The sequence below is a fragment of the Neobacillus sp. NPDC093127 genome (genome assembly GCF_044754175.1).
Taxonomy (GTDB): domain Bacteria; phylum Bacillota; class Bacilli; order Bacillales; family Cytobacillaceae; genus Neobacillus.
The window spans coordinates 41,339-62,127 of the sequence record NZ_JBIVOP010000010.1; the positions used below are offsets into that span (position 1 = coordinate 41,339).

The 20,789-nt window shown below is 39.8% G+C and carries 17 protein-coding genes; 16 read left to right on the forward strand and 1 reads right to left on the reverse strand.

What is annotated here, in order from left to right:
- Nucleotides 1-132: 132 nt before the first annotated feature.
- The 16 genes from ACIQCO_RS14895 to ACIQCO_RS14970 all read left to right on the forward strand — a co-directional run bounded on the left by ACIQCO_RS14895 (nucleotide 133) and on the right by ACIQCO_RS14970 (nucleotide 19,762).
- Entirely contained in the window at nucleotides 133-1,977 is a 1,845-nt protein-coding gene (locus ACIQCO_RS14895) for a sensor histidine kinase (RefSeq protein ID WP_400429886.1), read from the forward strand.
- 2 nt (nucleotides 1,978-1,979) lie between these two features.
- On the forward strand, nucleotides 1,980-2,717 hold the full coding sequence (locus tag ACIQCO_RS14900; RefSeq protein ID WP_400429888.1) for a response regulator transcription factor: 738 nt from the start codon (nucleotides 1,980-1,982) through the stop codon (nucleotides 2,715-2,717).
- Nucleotides 2,718-2,830: 113 nt separating this feature from the next.
- Complete coding sequence (gene uxuA / locus ACIQCO_RS14905; RefSeq protein ID WP_400429890.1) at nucleotides 2,831-3,892, forward strand: mannonate dehydratase; 1,062 nt, start codon at nucleotides 2,831-2,833, stop codon at nucleotides 3,890-3,892.
- A 12-nt stretch (nucleotides 3,893-3,904) separates the two neighbouring features.
- Complete coding sequence (locus tag ACIQCO_RS14910) at nucleotides 3,905-4,741, forward strand: SDR family oxidoreductase (RefSeq protein ID WP_400429892.1); 837 nt, start codon at nucleotides 3,905-3,907, stop codon at nucleotides 4,739-4,741.
- A 177-nt stretch (nucleotides 4,742-4,918) separates the two neighbouring features.
- Nucleotides 4,919-5,866 (forward strand): carbohydrate ABC transporter permease, encoded by a 948-nt coding sequence (locus tag ACIQCO_RS14915; protein WP_400429894.1) that lies wholly within the window; start codon nucleotides 4,919-4,921, stop codon nucleotides 5,864-5,866.
- 1 nt (nucleotide 5,867) lies between these two features.
- Nucleotides 5,868-6,704 carry a carbohydrate ABC transporter permease gene (locus ACIQCO_RS14920; RefSeq protein WP_400429895.1) on the forward strand — a complete coding sequence of 279 codons (837 nt, stop codon included), beginning with the start codon at nucleotides 5,868-5,870 and terminating at the stop codon, nucleotides 6,702-6,704.
- A 190-nt stretch (nucleotides 6,705-6,894) separates the two neighbouring features.
- Nucleotides 6,895-8,235 carry an ABC transporter substrate-binding protein gene (locus ACIQCO_RS14925; RefSeq protein ID WP_400429896.1) on the forward strand — a complete coding sequence of 447 codons (1,341 nt, stop codon included), beginning with the start codon at nucleotides 6,895-6,897 and terminating at the stop codon, nucleotides 8,233-8,235.
- A gap of 71 nt (nucleotides 8,236-8,306) precedes the next feature.
- A complete protein-coding gene (locus ACIQCO_RS14930) occupies nucleotides 8,307-9,476 on the forward strand; it encodes an oligogalacturonate lyase family protein (protein ID WP_400429898.1) in 1,170 nt (389 codons plus the stop codon).
- A gap of 5 nt (nucleotides 9,477-9,481) precedes the next feature.
- The gene (locus ACIQCO_RS14935) at nucleotides 9,482-9,814 is read left to right on the forward strand and encodes a cupin domain-containing protein (RefSeq protein WP_400430113.1); all 333 of its coding nucleotides are present in this window, start codon (nucleotides 9,482-9,484) and stop codon (nucleotides 9,812-9,814) included.
- A gap of 19 nt (nucleotides 9,815-9,833) precedes the next feature.
- Nucleotides 9,834-10,952 carry a glycoside hydrolase family 88/105 protein gene (locus ACIQCO_RS14940; protein ID WP_400429900.1) on the forward strand — a complete coding sequence of 373 codons (1,119 nt, stop codon included), beginning with the start codon at nucleotides 9,834-9,836 and terminating at the stop codon, nucleotides 10,950-10,952.
- Between the two features lie 187 nt (nucleotides 10,953-11,139).
- The gene (locus tag ACIQCO_RS14945) at nucleotides 11,140-12,960 is read left to right on the forward strand and encodes a sensor histidine kinase (RefSeq protein ID WP_400429902.1); all 1,821 of its coding nucleotides are present in this window, start codon (nucleotides 11,140-11,142) and stop codon (nucleotides 12,958-12,960) included.
- Nucleotides 12,935-14,092, forward strand: a complete 1,158-nt coding sequence (locus ACIQCO_RS14950) for a response regulator transcription factor (RefSeq protein ID WP_400429904.1) — start codon at nucleotides 12,935-12,937, stop codon at nucleotides 14,090-14,092. The genes ACIQCO_RS14945 and ACIQCO_RS14950 overlap by 26 nt, the downstream gene beginning before the upstream one ends.
- A 165-nt stretch (nucleotides 14,093-14,257) precedes the next feature.
- Nucleotides 14,258-15,664, forward strand: coding sequence for a glucuronate isomerase (uxaC, locus tag ACIQCO_RS14955; RefSeq protein WP_400429906.1), 1,407 nt, complete (start codon nucleotides 14,258-14,260; stop codon nucleotides 15,662-15,664).
- A gap of 20 nt (nucleotides 15,665-15,684) precedes the next feature.
- Nucleotides 15,685-16,683, forward strand: a complete 999-nt coding sequence (locus ACIQCO_RS14960) for a LacI family DNA-binding transcriptional regulator (protein ID WP_400429907.1) — start codon at nucleotides 15,685-15,687, stop codon at nucleotides 16,681-16,683.
- A 102-nt stretch (nucleotides 16,684-16,785) separates the two neighbouring features.
- Nucleotides 16,786-18,267 carry a tagaturonate reductase gene (locus ACIQCO_RS14965; protein WP_400429909.1) on the forward strand — a complete coding sequence of 494 codons (1,482 nt, stop codon included), beginning with the start codon at nucleotides 16,786-16,788 and terminating at the stop codon, nucleotides 18,265-18,267.
- Between the two features lies 1 nt (nucleotide 18,268).
- Entirely contained in the window at nucleotides 18,269-19,762 is a 1,494-nt protein-coding gene (locus ACIQCO_RS14970) for a UxaA family hydrolase (RefSeq protein WP_400429911.1), read from the forward strand.
- Nucleotides 19,763-19,988: 226 nt separating this feature from the next.
- Here the strand turns inward: ACIQCO_RS14970 and ACIQCO_RS14975 are convergent, their stop codons facing one another.
- Nucleotides 19,989-20,750, reverse strand: coding sequence for an IclR family transcriptional regulator (locus ACIQCO_RS14975; RefSeq protein WP_400429913.1), 762 nt, complete (start codon nucleotides 20,748-20,750; stop codon nucleotides 19,989-19,991).
- Between the last annotated feature and the right edge of the window lie 39 nt (nucleotides 20,751-20,789).

Genomic DNA, 20,789 nt, shown 5'->3' on the forward strand with positions numbered 1-20,789 from the left:
AGAAGTCAGAATAGACTAAAAGTTCCATTGACAATTAATATAAAAAATAACTATTATCGTTAATAATGGTAGAAATTTTAATTGATCTTAAAAAAATCATAGTCTCGTTACAAAAGTAGAGTAGGGAAAAACATGGGGATTTATTCAAAGCAACCTATTATCAAGTTTTTACGAATCATTTTTTTACGGGACCGCAGTTTGGCGACAAAACTGCTAGTCTATTCCGCCCTTCTTATCATCGTTCCAATGTGTTTTATCGGAATCATATCCTATCACCGGTCCGCTGAAGTATTGGAGAGTGAAGCCCGTCAAAATAGCTGGCAGATTATCGAACAAGTGACGACACATGTTGAATATTACGTAAACGATTTTGAAATTAGTATTTTAAAAATAATAAATAGTCCCAGCATAAACAGCTATCTAAAAATGAAGTCAAAGGAAGAAATTGATCAAAGCGGCCTTCGTGAAGCGGTGAAAAGAAATCTTTACAATGCTGCCTTTTCCCGTTCAGATATTTCGAATATTACCGTTGTCTTAGACCACATTGAAACAATTGATGCCATCGATAACAATTTTAAGCATCCTACAAACCTGGTTGTGAATGAAGAATGGTATACCTCAATTCCTGACACGAGTGAACTGAAAATATTCACCAGGACGCTTCAATGGGACGATCATAATGAACAGGTCATCAGTATCGCAAGAAGACTGGTTAGCCCAATCACATTAAAACCAATTGGGATGATCGTTATGGATGTGAATTTTAAACGATTTCGTGAAATTGCTGAGAAAGTCAATATTGGGCGCTCCGGCTACCTAAGCATCATTGATTCTGAAGGGAATTATGTATACCACCCCAACATGTCCAAACTGGGCAATTACGCAGATTATGAAAATTTAAGCGATATTTTGTATGGAAATAGCAATTCGTTTGTCACGACAAAAGGCCCGAAGGAATTGCTAACCTATAGTCACTCATCCTTTCTCGGCTGGACACTTGTTACCTCGATTCCTTACAGTGAACTAATCCAAGGCACAGGATTTATCCGCCAGACGATTTTGTTTACCGCCATCATATCCTTGGTAGCTGCATCCTTATTTGGTATTGGTTATGCGGGAAGTATTATTAAGCCTGTTAGGCGTCTATATTCTTATATGAAAAAGGTTGAAGCCGGTGACTTCGCCGGTCATATCCAGGTAGAGTCTAAGGATGAAATAGGGATGCTTGTTCACGGATTTAATACAATGGTCATCAGGCTGCAAGAATTAATGGATGAAATTTATTTGACAAAGCTCAGGGAAACCGAGCTTGCCCTAAGGCAGCGTGAAATTGAATATAAAGCATTGCAATCTCAAATCAATCCCCATTTTATGTACAATACGTTAGAAACCATTCGTGGTATGGCACTCGAACATTCCTTGGATGATATTTCATCTATCGCAGCTTCCATGGCTAGACTCTTACGATACAATTTGAATAACAAAGGCCAGACAGTAACTCTCGAAGAGGAATTACGTTACGCTGAAATTTATTTACGTATCCAGAAATATCGGTTCGAGGACCGCTTGGTGTACGACATGAATATTCCGGATTGGGCAAAACAGCAGCTGATTCCGAAATTCGTCTTTCAGCCAATTGTCGAAAACAGTATCATTCATGGAACCGAACCGACAAACGGTGTTATTAGGATCACGATTTCTGTTTTTCTCAAGCCTGAGAACGATTCATATACTATCCGCATTCAAGATACCGGAATGGGTATTTCTGAGCCTATACTTCAGAAAATAAACGAAAACCTTGAGCAAAAAGATGTTATGGAGGGCGGACCAAATATCGGAATCGTCAATGTTCACAGAAGGATTCATCTGCTGTTCGGCAAGAATTTTGGCCTTTCGATTGAAAGCAGTGTTGAGCAGGGGGTTGCAGTTGACATCAAATTGCCGTTATCTGTTCCGGTAAAGTTAGTGGAGGTGTAAGCATGCATACGATTTTATTGGTTGAAGATGAGAGATGGGTCCGGACATCCATAAGAAGGACTGTGGAACGGACAGGTCTGGCTTTTGAGGTCAAACACGAATGCAGTAACGGTTTGGAGGCATTGGATTGGCTAAAAGATCATCCAGTCGACCTCATCCTAGCGGATATTCGAATGCCGGTCATGGATGGCCTGACATTTGTGAAACAACTTCAATCGGGAGGTCAAAAACAATCGGTTATCATGGTCAGCGGACATGATGATTTTACATTTGTCCGGCAATCATTACGTTCGGGAGTATTTGACTATTTACTGAAACCGGTAGAAGTTGAAGAAATGAAAGACTGTCTAAGTAAGTGGACTGACCACTGTGCTCCTTCAGTTGAGCCTGAGCCGCGCAAGCTCTATAAAGATCCAATGGAAATGTCGCCAATTGAACAGGTCATTGAGTATATAAAGACCAAGCTGCCAGGTGATATTACTCTAACGGATGCGGCTGCCGCCGTCCATTTGAATCCATGTTATTTAAGCCAGCTTTTTAAGCAGCAAATGAATCAAACATTTCTGGACTATGTGCTCAAGCTGCGAATGGACGAAGCGGAACGGTTGTTAGCTCACACTTCCCTTAGAATATCGGAAATTGCCTATCGCCTCGGGTACCTGGACCTCTCTTATTTCAGCAATTCATTTAAAAGAATTAAAAGAAAAACACCATCTGAATTTCGCAAATCGTTTCAATAAGGGGAAACACCTTGGCTTCGACTCCATGTCAATAGGTAGAACTATTTAAACTATGAATAGTGCAAATGTAAAACAAAAAAATACCAAGATTGTGAAAGATGGAGGAGATCCAAATGAATATTACATTTCGCTGGTACGGTCAGGGGAATGATACAGTTAGACTTGAGCAAGTGAAGCAGGTTCCCGGAGTGAAAGGGATAGTGTGGGCACTTCACCAGAAGCCGGTCGGTGAGGTTTGGGAAGAAAAAGAGATCATGACGGAAGTGGATTATATAAAATCCTTCGGCTTCCATGCGGAGGTCGTAGAAAGTGTAAACGTCCATGAGTCAATCAAACTGGGTAACGATGAGCGCGATTATTACATCGAGAATTATAAAGAAACAATCCAAAATTTAAGCAAATTTGGCGTGAAAGTGATTTGCTACAATTTCATGCCGGTTTTCGACTGGACACGTACCGACTTATTTCATCCGCTGCCGGATGGCTCCACAGCGTTATATTTTGAAAAAAGTAAAATTGACAGTATTGACCCTGAGGAATTGATTCATACTGTGTCGTCCAATACCGAGTTAACGCTGCCTGGCTGGGAGCCGGAAAAAATGGGACGGATTAAGGAATTATTAGCTGCTTATAAGGATATGACAGAAGAGAAATTGTGGGAAAACCTTGCATATTTTCTTAAGAAAATTTTGCCGATTGCTGAATCTTCCGGTATTAAAATGGCCATTCATCCCGACGATCCGCCTTGGTCGATATTCGGACTGCCGCGCATTATTACCGGAAGAGATAGCTTAAAGAGACTCTTGGCGATTTCAGATTCACCTGCAAACGGGATTACCTACTGTACTGGTTCACTAGGTGCACATCGGGAAAATGATATGGCAGCAATGGCTGCCGAGTTTGCGAGACATTCGCCGTTTGCGCATATCCGGAATGTGAAGATTTTTGAAAATGGGGATTTTATTGAAACATCGCATTTAACCTCTGATGGGTCCATTAATATTAAAGGGGTCGTCCAGAAGCTGTCCGACAACCAATACGAAGGATATGTACGTCCAGATCACGGCCGTCACATATGGGGTGAAAAATGCAGGCCGGGTTATGGTTTATACGACAGGGCACTTGGGATTATGTATCTTCATGGACTATGGGATGCATTTCAATCAGAGAAATAGGAGGAGACAGCGGTGCTTCCAATTCATGAAAACTTAAAAGATAAGACTGCGGTCATTACCGGCGGAAGCGGTGTTCTTTGCTCCGAAATGGCCCGTGAACTCGCACGGCATGGTGTAAATGTAGCAATTTTGAACCGAACTGCAGAAAAAGGTGCTTCAATTGCTGAAGAAATCAACATGGCTGGTGGAAGAGCCATTTCTGTTGCCGCAGACGTGCTTAACCGGACTTTGTTAGAAAAAGCAAAAGAAACAGTCCTCGAAAGTTTTGGTCGTATTGATCTTTTGATTAATGGGGCAGGGGGCAATCACCCGGATGCCATCACGGATGTTGAGATTTACGATAAAGAGTCCGAAGCAAAATCATTTTTTGATTTAGAAGAAACCGGCTTTTCTAATGTCTTTGCTGCAAATTTTACAGGCACATTTTTACCAAGCCAAGTGTTCGGCAGAGAACTTCTAAAGCAGCAAGCACCAACGATTATTAACATTTCGTCCATGAGCTCCTTCTCTCCTATGACAAAAGTGCCTGCCTACAGCGCGGCGAAGTCTGCGATTAATAACTTTACGATGTGGATGGCCGTGCATTTTGCGGAAACCGGTTTGCGCATCAATGCGATTGCGCCGGGATTTTTCCAAACTACTCAGAACCGCAGCCTATTGTTTAATGATGATGGTTCGTACACGGCTAGATCACATAAAATCCTTAACTCTACACCTATGAAACGATTTGGCGATCCAAAAGATCTGTTAGGAACGCTGTTGTGGCTGGCAGACGAGAAGTCTTCCGGATTCGTAACTGGTATAACCGTACCTGTAGATGGCGGCTTTATGGCCTATTCAGGCGTATAAATTGAAATAAAACTGTTTTAACAAAGAGCTCGGAAGATGATTCCGGGCTCTTTGTTTCCCCATTATAAGCCAAAATAGACTGAAATATATAAAAATATTAAACACTTACCCAAAGATTTTGAATTCTTAATGTAAGCGTTTTCGATTAAAATGAGTAAAGAAAGGAGGATCCATAATATGCGCTTACAAGAAAAACTAGAACTAAATGTTATCTCACCAGAGCAAAGTAAACCAAGAAAAAAATTTAAAACTGAAAAGTGGATTCCTTACTTATTTATTCTACCTTCAACCTTAATGATTGTTGCATTTCTTTTTTATCCGATCGGAACAGTTTTCTACTACAGTTTGCAAAACTACAATCTGGCTGCTCCTTTTTACGATAGTTTTGCCGGGTTTGATAACTTTATCAAAATCTTTACAGAGGATAAATTCTTTTTCCCAAGCCTGTTGACAACGCTTAAATGGGTCGTGTCACAGGTTGGTCTCCAGCTAATCTTTGGGATGATTGCTGCGATTTTATTAAATAAGACATTTAAATTTAGAGGGCTTGTCCGGGCAGCGGCATTTATTCCTTGGGCTATCTCAGGGGTGCTCGCATCCGTCATGTGGTCACTTATGTATAATGAACATATGGGCGTTATTAATGACATGTTGATGAGACTTGGGATTATCCATGAAAACCAAGCATGGCTGGCCAATAGCAGTACAGCATTTATCTCCGTTGTTATTGCCGAATTATGGAGAGGGATTCCCTTCTTCGCCATTACACTGCTTGCTTCACTTCAAAGTATTCCCGAAGAGCTTTACGAGGCGGCACGGGTAGATGGTGCAGGGCGATGGAAGAGCTTCATTTTTGTCACGCTTCCCCAGTTGAAAAACACGATTATTTTGACGACACTCCTGCGTGTTATCTGGGAATTTAACAATGTTGATTTGATCTTTAACCTAACGGGCGGCGGACCTGCAGGCAGTACAACCACTCTTACGATGTATATTGCCAAACAGGCCATTCACGGCAGTAATTTCGGTTATGGATCAGCACTTACTGTTATCTCGTTTGGAATTCTATTAATCTTTGCGATTGGGTATTTGAAAATCACACGGTTTGAAAGAGAGGAGGGCTAACGTGAACGGGGCACAAAAAAGACTTGATAAATTATTTACCTTTAATATACCAATTTTAATCATGCTGATGTTTACTGTCTTCCCTCTATATTGGACAATTAATACGGCCTTTAAGCATGAGGGAGATATACTCAAACGACCACTGCAATATGTACCTGCATCTCCAACAATAGAAAATTTCGTTTCAGCTTGGACCAATGTCGGGTTTGCTACGTACTTTAAAAATAGCTTAATTGTAGGTGTTTGTACCGTAGTGATCGTGATTATCCTGTCCATTCTTTCTGGATATGCGTTAGCAAGATATCGTTTTAAAGGGAAGCGTGCATTCCTTCTTATGCTGCTTTGCACCCAGTTTATCCCTAGATCGATGCTGATTATTCCGTTATTTATCGTATTTAAACACTTAGGCTTAATTAGTCATCCGCTTTCACTGATTCTCACTTATGCAGCAGTTGAGATTCCATTTACAACAGTTTTGATGAATGGCTTTATCTCAAATGTGCCACGTGAGCTTGAAGAAGCAGCGATGATTGATGGCTGCAATCGTTTGCAGGCACTGCGTTACGTCATTTTTCCATTGCTAGTTCCAGGAATTGTCGCGACATCGGTATTTACTTTCATTTATACTTGGAATGAGTTTTTACTAGCATTAATGCTTACCAACCAACAGGGACGGTTTACCCTTCCAGTTGGATTAAGTTATATGATGGGCGAGTTCAATATAAACTATGGTGCTTTAGCAGCGGGGAGTGTAATCGCTTTAATTCCTGCCGTAATCCTATTCTCTTATGCCCAAAAGCATTTAGTTAACGGCTTAGGCGGAGCAGTAAAAGGATGATTGGCAGTTTATTAAAAAATAGGCTGTGTTAAAGAATATTGTTGATTTTTATCACAATGTTGATTGGAGTGGAAGGCGCGAGACTCCTGCGGGCTCACCGCCCGCCCCGCGGAAAGCGAAGCGCCTGGAACGGAAATCAACATTCACTTTTAACACATCCAAAAAATAAAAAGATATAGGGGGAGTTAATTTGTATAAGAAGTTACTTAAAACAGTCGCTGCTACCTCAATGGCTGCTTCACTAATACTAGCCGGCTGTAGTAAAGACACAAAGGATGCAAATGCAGGAGCAAAGGAAAAGAAAGAAGATCCCAATGAAAAAGTAACATTAACCTTTTGGGATGAAAATGCAGGTCCACAGCGGACACCTATTTGGGAAGAATTAATTAAACGCTTCCAAGATAAAAATCCAAATATTACGGTAGAATATGTGGGACTGCCGAAGGATTCTGCAAAACAAAAATATGATGCCGCAATCGCAGCTAATGACACTCCAGATGTGGCAAGTGTGCAGACAAGCTGGCTGCCTGAGTTTTCTTTACGTGAGGCATTGTTGCCACTTGACTCCTATTTCGATAAATGGGAAGACAAGGAAAAAATCAACAAAGGTTCGTTAGACTTTAATAAGAAAATCGTCCCGGATCACAAGTTATATGGAATCCCATATACACAAAACCTAGACATTCTTTGGGTGCGTCCAGACTGGTTTAAGGAAGCGAATGTTCAAATTCCAGAAAATTGGGATGACTTCTTTAGTGCTGTAGAAAAGTTGGCCGATAAAGATAAAAATCGATACGGCTATACGATTCGCGGCGGTGCAGGCGGTTCCTTCCAATTACAACGGATGATGTATGCTTACTCTGGAATCAATGATTATATTAAAGACGGAAAAAGCACCATTAATGATCCAAAACATGCTGAATTCTTAAAGAAATACTTTGCATTATATAAAAAATTCACACCACAAAGTGATATAACGAACGATTATAAAGCAATGATTGCCGGTTTTGACACTGGAGCAGTTGCAATGGTACAACATAATATCGGTTCATTTGGTGAGCACAGCAAGGCATTACAGCCGGACCAATTCCAAGCCATTCCATTACCAAAGACTGCAGATGGAAAATATGTGGCTGAAGGCGGAAATACGATTGGAATTAGTGTTTTTAAAGGAACGAAGCATCCAGATGCGGCTTGGAAATTAGCAAGTTTCTTAAACTCAAAGGATAGCCAAAGCTATTGGAACCAACAAGTTGGCCAAATCCCAACAAACTCAGACGTACTAGGTGAAGACTGGATTAAGCAATCACCGCATATCCAAACAGCATTCAAGGTATATGATGATAAAGACACAGTTCTATACCAACCACCGTTCTATCTTCCAGAATACAGATCGATTTTGGATACAGTTGTTGACCCAGGAACACAAGCTGTCTTAAGCGGAAAAATGACAATTGAAGAATTTTTAAATGAATGGGCCCAAGCATTCGAAAAAGCCCAAGCACAATACGACGAACACTTCAAAAAGTAAAATATAAATGACGAGCCGTCTTGAACATAAATTTCTAGACGGCTTCGCCATTATTATAAGGAGGTGGCTAAATGCTAGGTAAAGAATTTCAAAACGAAATAAAAGAGTTTATCGACGAGAAGACGGGAAACATCGTTAAACAATTAACATCTGATGGTTCGAATAACTATCATTTTTATTTTACTGATAATTCATTTTCAGCTGATGATAAAGAAATCTATTTTTTGTCTGATCGTTCTTCTGAAAAGCCTAAAATTTATAATCTCTTTAAAATGGAATTAGAGACAGGAAAAGTCATTCAATTAACGAATGAAGTAGAGGGAATAGCCCCTTCATTTCATACGAAAACGCCCGAAAGCGACATTGTTATATATGTAACAGGAAGACTAGTAAAAAAATTAGATACTGCCACACTCGCAGCAACCGTACTTTATGAAGAAAAACCAGGCATTCAATTAGGGCACCCGCATATCTCTCCGGATAAAAAATATATTGGTATGGCAAGGAACGAAATGGTTCCCATTGCAAGAGGCGCAAATTACAAGGGATTTAAAGAAACTATGTTTGCAACAAAGAAAGGCTGGATTACCTTTATCAGCATGGATGGGTCGGAGGTTTTCGATGTATTCGAAGATACACACTGGCTGGCTCATTTTCAGTTTTCGCCGTATGACAGCAATCTTGCAATGTTCTGTCATGAAGGTCCTTGGAATTTGGTGCATCAAAGAATTTGGATTCTGGATATAAGGGCGAGAACGGTTCAGCCTATATTCAGGCAGGGGGAAGATGATTGTGTTGGCCATGAATTCTGGACAAATGATGGGAAGATTTTTTTTGATAACCGCAGAAAAGGCCATGACGGTACCATCACGATTCATAAAACCCAGGCGACAGTGGAGAAATGTGAATCAGGCCAGACTCCCTTTATTGGATTAGCTGATGAAGGCGGATCAATCATAAGAACAGTTGATTTGCCTTTCTATTGTAATCACTACCATAGTAATAAAGACAACACGCTTTTAGTCGGGGATGAAGTGGAAGACCTTGTATTAATTGACATAAAGGGCGAAAAAGCTACGATAGAAACATTATGCACACACAGTACCAGCTGGAATACGCAGCAAACCCATTGCCATCCAACCTTCAGCTGGAATAACGAAAAGATTTTATTCGCATCGGACAAAGATGGAACTACAAATTTATATTTGATTGAATTAAAAAATAAGGGTGACAATAAGTGATTAATATGTTTGTTAAAGGAGAAGCAACAGTAGCAGTGCAAGCAGACCTAGGTGTAAAAAGAAAATTGTTAGGGCATGGCGGGAGCATGATGATGACCGAAGTCAGCTTTAAAAAGGATGCCATTGGCGCCATCCATTCCCATGTACACGAACAGGTTAGTTATATCGTTCAGGGAAGCTTTGAGTTTAATCTCGATGGGATTGTCCAAAAGGTCGTGAAGGGTGATAGCATCTACATTCCCTCAAATACATTGCATGGGGTAAAAGCGCTTGAAGAAGATTCGGTTATTTTAGATATCTTTACACCGCAGCGAGAAGATTTTCTTTTACTAGAATGATAATTAAGGAGGACTCCTAATGAAAAACAATCCAGAAACCGTATTATCAAAATTAAATGCAGAAGTTCCAATATCGATGGCAGAACGGGCATGCCAGGTCTTGATGGATACCTATACGCCAGCAAATCTGCCGCCGGCAAATACATGGCATTATCATCAAAGTGTGTTCCTTTATGGGGTGCAACGTGTTTGGGAGAAAAACGGTGGACAGGAATATTTTGATTATATTAAAGGCTATGTCGATACGTTTGTGGATGCGGACGGTAATTTTCTGTTTGCTAGAGATGAACTGGATTCCATTCAGGTAGGGATATTACTTTTCCCGTTATATAAGAAGACGAAGGATGAACGGTATAAAAAAGCGGCAACTAAGCTAAGAAACTTGTATACCACCCTTAATAAAACAAAAGAAGGCGGCTTTTGGCATAAAGATAAATATCCATATCAGATGTGGCTTGACGGTTTATTCATGGCCGGCCCATTTGCTTTAATGTTTGATCAAGCATTTAATGAGCCTGAATTAGTTGACATGGTATTGTATCAGGAAAGCTTGATGAGAAAGTATATGACGGATCAAGAAACAGGTCTGTTATACCATGCTTGGGATGAGACTAGAAGTATGCCATGGGCAGATCCGGAAACAGGCTGTTCACCGGAATTTTGGGGCAGGTCTGTTGGCTGGTATGGCACCGCATTAATTGATATTCTTGATATCCTCCCTGAGAATCATGAGGGAAGAGCAGTTCTGATTGAAGCACTGCAAAAGTTAATCAGCGGCTATGCCAAGTTTCAAGATGAAAAGACAGGCTTATGGTATCAAATTGTCGATAAGGTAGACCGGACTGACAATTGGCTAGAATCCTCTTGCTCCAGTCTATTCGTTTATACGATTGCTAGAGCAGTTGAAAATGGCTATGTAGACAAAGAGTATCTAACAATCGCTGTCAAAGCCTACCAAGGCCTATTGGATGAGATGATTGAATGCGACAATGAATCATGGAAAATGAAAGGCATCTGCATTGGCACTTCAGCAGGTGTATACGATTACTATGTTTCACGACCTGTTTCTGAAAATGATTTACATGGAGTAGGTGCCTTTATTCTGGCAAGTATGGCAGTCGCAACTATAATCGAATAAGAAAATAATTGATTCCATCTTAGAGAAAACCCATGCAAGGTTCTTGTTATGGGTTTTCCGTCTTTATGTTATTTGGGGTTTTAGGGCTACTATAAATATATCTATTTACCATATATCAATAGTTTAGTATCTTATAAACTATAAGACTACGATAATTTTTCACTTTCAGAGGGGTCGTTAGACTGCCATGTTCAGACAACAAGTCAAAAAATGGATTAAAAAGTATTTACTATTCTCTTTAAGGTCGACTATCATCTCCTTATTTCTGCCTGTAATCATCATTTTTATTGCGATTATGGGCTGGGTTTCTTATATGCTGGCTGCTGCACAACTTGAGGAAAATGCTTATAAAAATATTGATGATACGGTTTTTCAGACAAAGGCTTATTTAGAAAATCGGCTGTCAGATGTATTCGAACAATTGGTAACGTTTTCAAATAATCCGCGGACTTTATCAATAATAAACTCAGAATCGGCTGAGATCATGCCAACAGATTATATTGATATGAGTAATTTGCTAAAGACTATTCACTTAAATAACACGACCGTCATCGATTCGATTTTCGTTGATATGCATCATGGAACATTTTCGTTGTATCGAAGTGATTATTCTTTAAAGATCAATGAATTCCCCTATAGTCAATATAACAATAACTACCATGGTAATCGAGAAGGATTTTATTGGCAAAATATTCATACAGACGATATTTTCCAAAGTAACAACAAGGTTGTCAGTGTTTTTAAGCTGATAGGAAACAATCAATCGAAGGCAAATGGTGTGCTATTGTTTAATTTGCGAAATGACTTTTTTGAAAAGGTTTTAAATAAATCCCTTATCGGTGAACAGGGGTATATCACACTGATTAGTCCTGATGGATATATGAACTCCAAGAATGTAACAGAAGAATATAGTTTGGATGCAAAAAATCTTGCCTATCTAAGAGGTCTTGAAGAGGAAAGTAGGAAATTTCAGTTTCAAAACATGGATGGCAAGAAAATGATGGTCGTGTACGATACAATCGGGATTAATAAGTGGAAGGTAGCGGCGATTTTTCCGGTAGACGAAATTTTAAAAAAGGCGAACTATATAAAATATGTAACGATTGTTGTGATTATTACGCTTACAGGTATTGCCATCCTACTTGCTAACTTTTTTGCCAGGTATATATCCAATCCGGTTTCATCTTTGGTGAATCAAACAAAATTAATTAGCGAAAATCACTTGGAAATGAAATATGATCATCGTGGTCCGCAGGAAATCCAATTTCTGAATATAGCAATCGAGGATCTAATGGTTAGGGTGAACGATCTGCTGAATCAAATAAGGCTGGAGCAGGAGGAAAAGCGGCAATTGGAGTTTGCGATTTTGCACGCCCAAATCAATCCACACTTTTTATATAATACGCTTTATTCAATTAAAGGCCTTTGTGATATGGGATTAAACAAGGATGCCAGTTCAATGGTTACCGCTCTATCCAACTTTTTCAGAATTAGCATTAGCCAGGGGCAGGAAATCATTACAATAAATGAGGAAATTACACATATAAAAAATTATTTATATATCCAGGAAATGCGATATGGCGATGATTTTTCCTATGAAATCGAAATAGGAGAAACTATTCTAACCTATAAAATTATTAAGCTCACACTGCAGCCATTAATTGAAAATGCTATCTACCATGGAGTAAAACAAACACGTGGAAAAGGCAAGATTACTATCAAGGGCTATGAATCAGGGGAAAATATTTGTCTTGAGGTCATCGACAATGGTACAGGAATGAGCATTGAAAAACTTCAAGCTGTTAGAAAAGAGTTATATGAAAAAAGATCGGGTCAGCCCACGATAGGGATTGGACTAAGAAGTGTACATGAAAGACTGCAAATGCATTTCGGTGAACCATATGGACTAGTATTAGAAAGTGGAGAAAATATTGGGACAAAATGTTTGGTCGTTTTTCCTAAACTAAAAGGGAGGCTAACGAATGTACAAGGTTGCAATCGTGGATGATGACCGCATCATTCGCAGGGGGCTATCAAGTGTCATTCCCTGGGAAGAACATGGCTTTCAATTAGTTGGAGAAGCAGCTGATGGCGAAAAAGGGTTGGAGCTGATTGAAAAAGAAAGACCACAAATTGTTGTGTCAGATATTAAAATGCCATTTATGGATGGCTTAGAAATGGCACGGATGAGCAGAAATAAAATGCCAAAGATTAAATTTATCTTTCTGACTGGATATGAAGATTTTCAATATGCCCATGAGGCAATTAAAATCAGGGCATTTGATTACTTGTTAAAACCGGTGGATTCCGAAAGCTTAATCCAAAAAATTAAAGAAGCCGCGGCGGAGTGGGAACAGGAAGAGCAAAAAGAAAAGCGATTGAATGAAAGCAGCCCTATTACACAAAAGAAGTTTCTCGAAAAATTGGCTGTTACTCATTTCACAAATGAGGAACTAAAAAAAGAGCTTAGCTTATTTGGAATAAAACTCGAGGGTCCGGAATTCCTCGAAGGAAATTTGATGAAGCTCATCGAATTAGGATTATCATCAAAGGTGAATGATTATCTAGAAGAAATACAAAACCAATTATCGAAAAACAGCAGTGCTGCACTTGAAGAAGTTCAATTGTTGGCCATCAGGATGGTGGGGCTTATTGGAGATGAATCGGAAAAATGGTCAAAAGGATCTAGAAAAACCCCTTTTAGTTCACGATACCAATCGGAAATCCTGGAAATGAAAACGATTTCGGAGATTTTTGAGCTTGTTAAAAGCATAGCAATCGACTTGTCCGTTTATGCGAATAAGCTAAATGAAAACAAAAAGACCTCACTGGTAGATAAAGCAATTGCCTTTATTGAAAGCAATTACCAGCTGGCAGAGATATCCTTACAAAAGGTAGCAGAAGCGATCCATGTGAATCCTGCTTATCTAAGCAATCTTTTTAAAGTGGAAAAAGGATTTAACTTTGGGGATTTTCTTGTTGAAACACGGATGAAGGCAGCGATGGAACTTATTCGCCAGAGCGACTTAAAAACCTATGAAGTTGCTTCCAAAATTGGCTACTCGAATCCCCAATATTTTAGTATTTGTTTTAAGAAGTATACCGGCTATTCACCGGCACAATTTAAGAAATTAATATAGATAGGCAAATGTAAATGGTCCTGGTACAAGGACCATTTACATTTTTAAAAAATATGCTCCATTAAAATTTTTTGATATTGAATAAACAGCTATTAAAAGGTAAAATGAAATTAGAAATGTTAACGTGAACATTATTGATAAATTGAAATAAAGGATGATGAAACTGTGGAAAAATTTATGAGTGAAAATTTTTTATTAAAGAATGAAACCGCTATCACATTATTCCATGATTATGCAAAGGAAATGCCGATCATTGATTATCACTGCCATTTAAGTCCAAAGGAAATCTATGAAAATAAAAGATTTAAAAATATTACAGAGGCATGGCTTTACGGTGACCATTATAAATGGAGAGCGTTGAGGGCAAACGGCATTTCCGAAGAATACATAACCGGAAAGGCAAGCGATTATGACAAATTTATTGCCTGGGCAAAAACAGTACCAATGACAATCGGCAATCCATTATATAACTGGACCCATTTAGAATTGCAGCGTTTTTTCGGTATCCATGATATATTGAATGAAAAGAGTGCCCCGGAGATTTGGGAAAAAGCTAATGCATTATTGAATCGCGAAGGCTTTGGAGCAAGAGATTTTATTGAAAAATCAAATGTCCAAGTTGTGTGCACAACGGATGATCCGATTGACAGCTTGGAATACCACTTATTATTAAAGGAAAGCAATGATTTCAACGTACAGGTTGTTCCAGGATTCCGACCTGACAAAGGCTTAGAAATCAATCGTGACGGTTTTCTTGATTGGGTAAAACAGCTGGAAACATCATCTGAACTAACGATTAACAGCTATGCTGATTTCCTAAAGGCACTAGAGGCGAGAGTGATGTTTTTCCACTCCGCTGGCGGAAGGGTTTCCGATCACGCTCTTGATACAATCGTGTTTGAGGAAACTACCCAGGATGAGGTGGAAAGAATCTTTAGTGAAAGATTAACAGGGAATAAAATCCCATTAATCGATGAAAAGAAGTTTAAAACGTATACTTTACTATTTTTGGGCAAACATTATGCGGAATTAGACTGGGCGATGCAATTTCATATTAACGCGAACCGGAATAATAACAGCAGAATGTTTAAGGAACTAGGTCCAGACACCGGCTATGACTCCATAAATGACGACCAAATTGCTAAACCATTATGCAGGATTTTAGATGCTTTAGAAAAAGAAAACAAACTGCCAAAGACAATCCTTTATTCATTAAATCCGAATGATAACCCTGTCATTGCCAGTGTTATTAATAGCTTCCAGGACGGGAAAACACCGGGTAAAATCCAATTTGGTACAGCATGGTGGTTTAATGATACGAAGGAAGGAATGCTTGAGCAGATGAAGGCGTTGTCCAGTATCGGTCTTTTCAGTCGTTTTATCGGGATGCTGACAGATTCAAGAAGTTTTCTTTCGTATACAAGACATGAGTATTTTAGAAGACTTGTCTGTAATCTAATCGGGGAATGGGTCGAAAACGGGGAAGTTCCACAAGATATCGAACTATTAGGCAGCATCGTTCAGGGAATTGCCTATAATAATGCAAAAGAATACTTTCAATTTCCACAATAGCAGAAAAGGAACATTAACGGATGGTAACTATTAAAGATATCGCCAAATTGGCAAATGTATCACACACAACCGTATCAAGGGCATTAAACAACAGCCCATTAATTAAAGAGCCAACGAAAAGAAAAATTTTAGAAATCGCTGCGCAGTTAAATTATACGCCCAATTTCAATGCTAAAAGCCTCGTGATGCAAAAATCGCATACGATTGGCTTATTCTTTACAAGTATCAGCGATGGGACATCTGCAAGCTTCCTTGCCGAAACCATCAAGGGTGTGAATCATGTAATCGGTCAGGACTACAATTTATATGTTCGCGGTATTGATGATTACAAGGAGTATTCATCGATTAATAATCAGCGGTTTGATGGCATTATCTTAATGAGCCAAAGTGTGAGTGACAACTCATTTATCTACCATGTCAAGCAAATGAAGATTCCGCTTGTTGTCCTAAATCGGGAAATCGAGGACGACAAAATTATTAATATAATATCGGATGATAAAGTTGGTTCACGGCAGGCGGTTGAATATTTAATTCAGCAAGGACACACAAATATAGCGTTAATTGAAGGCAGGGAAGGCTTTAAATCAGCCCAGCAGCGAAAAGAAGGCTATCTGACAGCACTAATTGATGAAAATGTTTCGATTAATAAAGCCTATTCTGTTGAAGGTAACTACGATATGGAAAGCGGCTATAAAAAGATGGAACAGCTTTTATTATTGGAAAAACCACCAACAGCCGTATTTTGTTCTAACGATGACATGGCAATTGGTGCGATAAACGCCATTTTTGCTAGAGGATTAAATGTTCCGAATGATATTTCTGTCGTTGGATTTGATGACATAGGCTTCGCACAGTATACCAATCCAAGGTTAACAACCGTAAAACGGCCAGTTGAACAAATTAGTATCATGGGTGCGGAAAAAATACTATCACTGATCCAAAGCAAGAATGTAAGCGGTGAAACAATCTTGGTAAATACAGAATTAATCGTTAGGGATTCGGTAAGGAAAATAAAATAGCATACGGAGGATGTCCAAGTGAATAGGCTTAAATCATCTTGAGACATCCTTGTTTTCGAGTATAAATGTTAACGTGTGCGAAAAGGATGGAGTGATAAAAATATGCAATTACTTAATAAAAAAGTTTATAAAAATTTCAAAACTTATCCGGAAAAGGTCCTCCAATTCGGGGAAGGCAATTTTCTAAGAGCGTTTGTCGATTGGCAGATTCAAGTATTAAATGAGGAAACAGACTTTAATGGCAGTGTTGTTGTCGTTCAGCCGCGGGGATCAGAAAAAATTGAGCGGCTCAATAACCAGGATGGACTTTTTACGCTATTCCTTCAGGGGATTAAGGAAGACCAGCCGGTCAAAGAACAGCTGGTGGTTGATACGATTAGCAGGGGGATTAATCTATATGCAGATTATGACGAATATGTAAAGCTGGCAGGGCAAGCGGAGCTGCGATTTATCGTTTCCAATACTACGGAAGCAGGGATTGTCTTTGATCCGGAAGACCGGTTCGAGGATCGGCCGCAAAAAAGTTTTCCCGGCAAACTTACCGCGTTTATTTATCATCGTTTTAACAGTTTTAAAGGAGATGAGGAAAAAGGCTGTATCATCATTCCATGTGAATTAATTGAAAACAATGGCGGTATGTTGAAAGAAGTGGTTCTTCAGTATGCGGAGCATTGGAATCTGGGTGAAGCGTTTATCAATTGGCTCAAGAGCGCAAATACCTTTTGTTCCAGCCTGGTTGATCGAATTGTGCCCGGATACCCGAAAGATTCAAGTGATGAAATCCAGAAGGAGCTTGGCTACGAGGATCAATTAATGGTTGTCGGCGAGCATTATTATCTTTGGGCAATCGAAGGGCCTGATTGGCTTAACGATGAACTTCCGTTTACGGCTGCCGGACTTAAGGGCACCTTGATAGTCGATGATTTAACAAAATTCCGGACAAGAAAAGTGCGGATTTTAAACGGTGCCCACACGGCAATGACCCCGGTCGCTTATTTATCAGGCTTAAATACGGTGGAAGAGTCAGTGAATCATAGCCTGACAGGGAAGTTTATTAAGGACCTGATTTACGAGGAAATCATTCCGACCTTGGATGATCCGCATGATGAATTAATGGTTTACGCGGGTGAAGTATTGGATCGTTTCAAGAACCCATACATTAAACATTATTTAATGAGCATTTCCTTAAACTCGATATCAAAGTTCAAAACAAGAGATTTGCCGATTTTGGTGGAATTCGTGAATAAATTTGGAGCTTTTCCTGAGAGATTGGTATTTTCGTTCAGCAGCCTGCTGTATTTTTATAAGGGTAAAAGGGGCGGGGAGGAAATCAAGCTCGATGATCATTCGAAGGTTTTAGACCTGTTTGCATCACTTTGGGAAAAATATGAGCGCCAGCAGCTCGGGTTAAAGGAGCTGGCCGTGGAGATATTGGCTGACTCTGTACTTTGGGGAGAAGACTTGACGGATATTCCGGGGCTGACTGACATGGTTGCCGCTCATTTGGACCGAATCGAAACAGACGGTATTACTGCAGTCATAAAGGATTTATCAACAGCATCCGTTACCAGGGGAGAGGGTTAACATGAAGGACTTTATGCAAATAAATACAAACGATAATATTATTTTGGCATTAAGAGATTTAAAAAAATCAGAGACGCTTGACGTTAACGGCCTGCAAATCGAGTTAATGGAAGATATCAACAGGGGACATAAAATTGCTGTAAAGACAATCAAGGATCAGGAAAATATTATTAAATACGGCTTCCCGATTGGCCATGCGCTGACTAATATTTCTCCAGGTGAATGGGTTCATGCTCATAACACGAAAACGAACCTTTCCGGCACTGAAGAATATGTTTACGAGCCGATACACACTGCCAACCCATATAAGAAAGAAGACCGCACCTTTAAAGGCTATCGCCGAGAAAATGGCAAGGTCGGCATCCGCAATGAATTATGGATTGTTCCTACGGTTGGCTGTGTAAACGGGATTGCAGAAAAAATCATTAAACGGTTTGAAAATGTTGTCGGTGATATCAGCCCGTTTGATAATGTGCTTGTATTGAAACATAATTATGGCTGTTCCCAGCTTGGTGATGATCATGAAAACACGAAAAAAATCCTCATGGATGCGGTCAACCACCCGAATGCAGGCGGTGTGCTGGTATTGGGGCTTGGCTGTGAAAACAATGAATTGCCAGAATTTAAAAAGGCGCTAGGCCAGGTGAACGAAGGCAGAATCAAATTCTTGATTTCCCAAGCGGTTACGGATGAAATTGAGGAAGGCTTGAAACTGGTAAAAGAAATCTATGAATATGCCAAAAATGATAAACGGGAAGATATTCCATTATCCGAATTAAAAATTGGCTTAAAATGCGGCGGCTCCGACGGATTCTCTGGAATAACCGCCAACCCGCTTCTGGGCCGCTTCTCCGACTACCTGATTGCTCAAGGGGGAACCACCGTGTTAACCGAGGTTCCGGAAATGTTTGGTGCGGAAACCATCTTAATGGAACGGGCCATTAATGAAGAGGTTTTTGAAAAAACCGTGCATTTAATAAACGACTTTAAGGATTATTTCCTTAAGCACGATATGCCGGTTTACGAAAATCCCTCACCGGGAAATAAGGCAGGCGGAATTACCACTTTGGAGGACAAATCGCTTGGCTGCACGCAAAAGGCCGGTTCTTCTCCGGTTGTGGATGTGATGAAGTATGGCGAGGTTCTTGAAACAAATGGTTTAAATCTGCTCAGCGCCCCGGGAAATGATTTGGTGGCCTCCACAGCCTTAGCTGCAGCCGGCTGTCAAATGGTGCTGTTTACGACAGGCAGGGGGACGCCGTTTGGAACCTTTGTGCCGACGATGAAGATTTCTACAAACACGCAAATTTATAATACCAAGCCTCATTGGATTGATTATAATGCCGGTATCTTGCTTGAAGATGGCGTTTCTTCAGAGCAAGTATTGGAGGATTTTGTTGACTATATTGTAAGAGTGGCAAGCGGGGAATTCGTCAATAATGAAAAAAATGACTTTAGAGAAATTGCGATTTTTAAAAGCGGGGTAACGCTATAAGAAAAGCACAAGCGCCCGTTTAGCGGCGTATGGACTGGAGCACTTTGACTGAGATAAAGGAAACACGGAGAGCGTTAGCGATCCGATGTTGACTTATCGTAGGGAAAAGTGCGAAGTCCACTAGCCGTTGTGCGCTGGAGCTGGACAATTCTCGAAGTCAAAATTTCTTATCCTTTAAAAAATAAACCCGTTATTTAACGATAACGGGTTTATTTCAAAGAATACATTATTGTAAGTCACTGATTATATCTGCCTTGCACGTTTGAATGGCCTGAATGGTTTCCTTGAGCAATTCATCTGTGACGCGATAGTGAGGAATGCTGACGCTAAAGGCACCATGATTCTTTCCATTTACGGTTATCGATGCGCCGATGCAAAAAACCTCATTCTCGTGTTCCCGGTTGTCAAAGGAATAGCCAAGATTTCTTATTTTCGCGATTTCCTTCATGAAAGCATCTTCATCGGTAATCGTATGTTCGGTCATTTTTACTAATGAAGTGGCAGCTAAATACTGTCTTATTTCTTGGTCCGTTTGATCTGCTAATACAGCTTTGCCCATAGCGGAGCAATACAACGGAATCGCTTTTCCGATTTTCGAATACAAACAGACCGGATTTTTACTTTCAATTTTCGTTACATAGACAATACTTGTGTTATCTAGGATTCCAAGATGCACGGTTTCTAATGTCTTCTGCTGTAATTTCTCTAAATGCGGCTGGGCGATTTGTTTAATATCGAGCTGATTAATCGCTTTATTCGCTATTTTGATAAGGGCAGTGCCCAGACTGAATTTTTTTGATTCGTGGTCTTTTTGAACATAGCCAATTAACAGCAGTGTGTCCAATATTTTTAAGGCAGTTGAATTTGTCAATTCAGCCTCTCTTGAAATCGTATTTAATGATTGCGGGTGATCGCTGGCTGACAAAAAATCGATTATACGGGCGGCTTTTAACAGAACGGTGCCATATGGCGGTTTATTCATATTCATCATTTATCCCTTCTCTTGTTCGATTTTGTTAATTAGTAT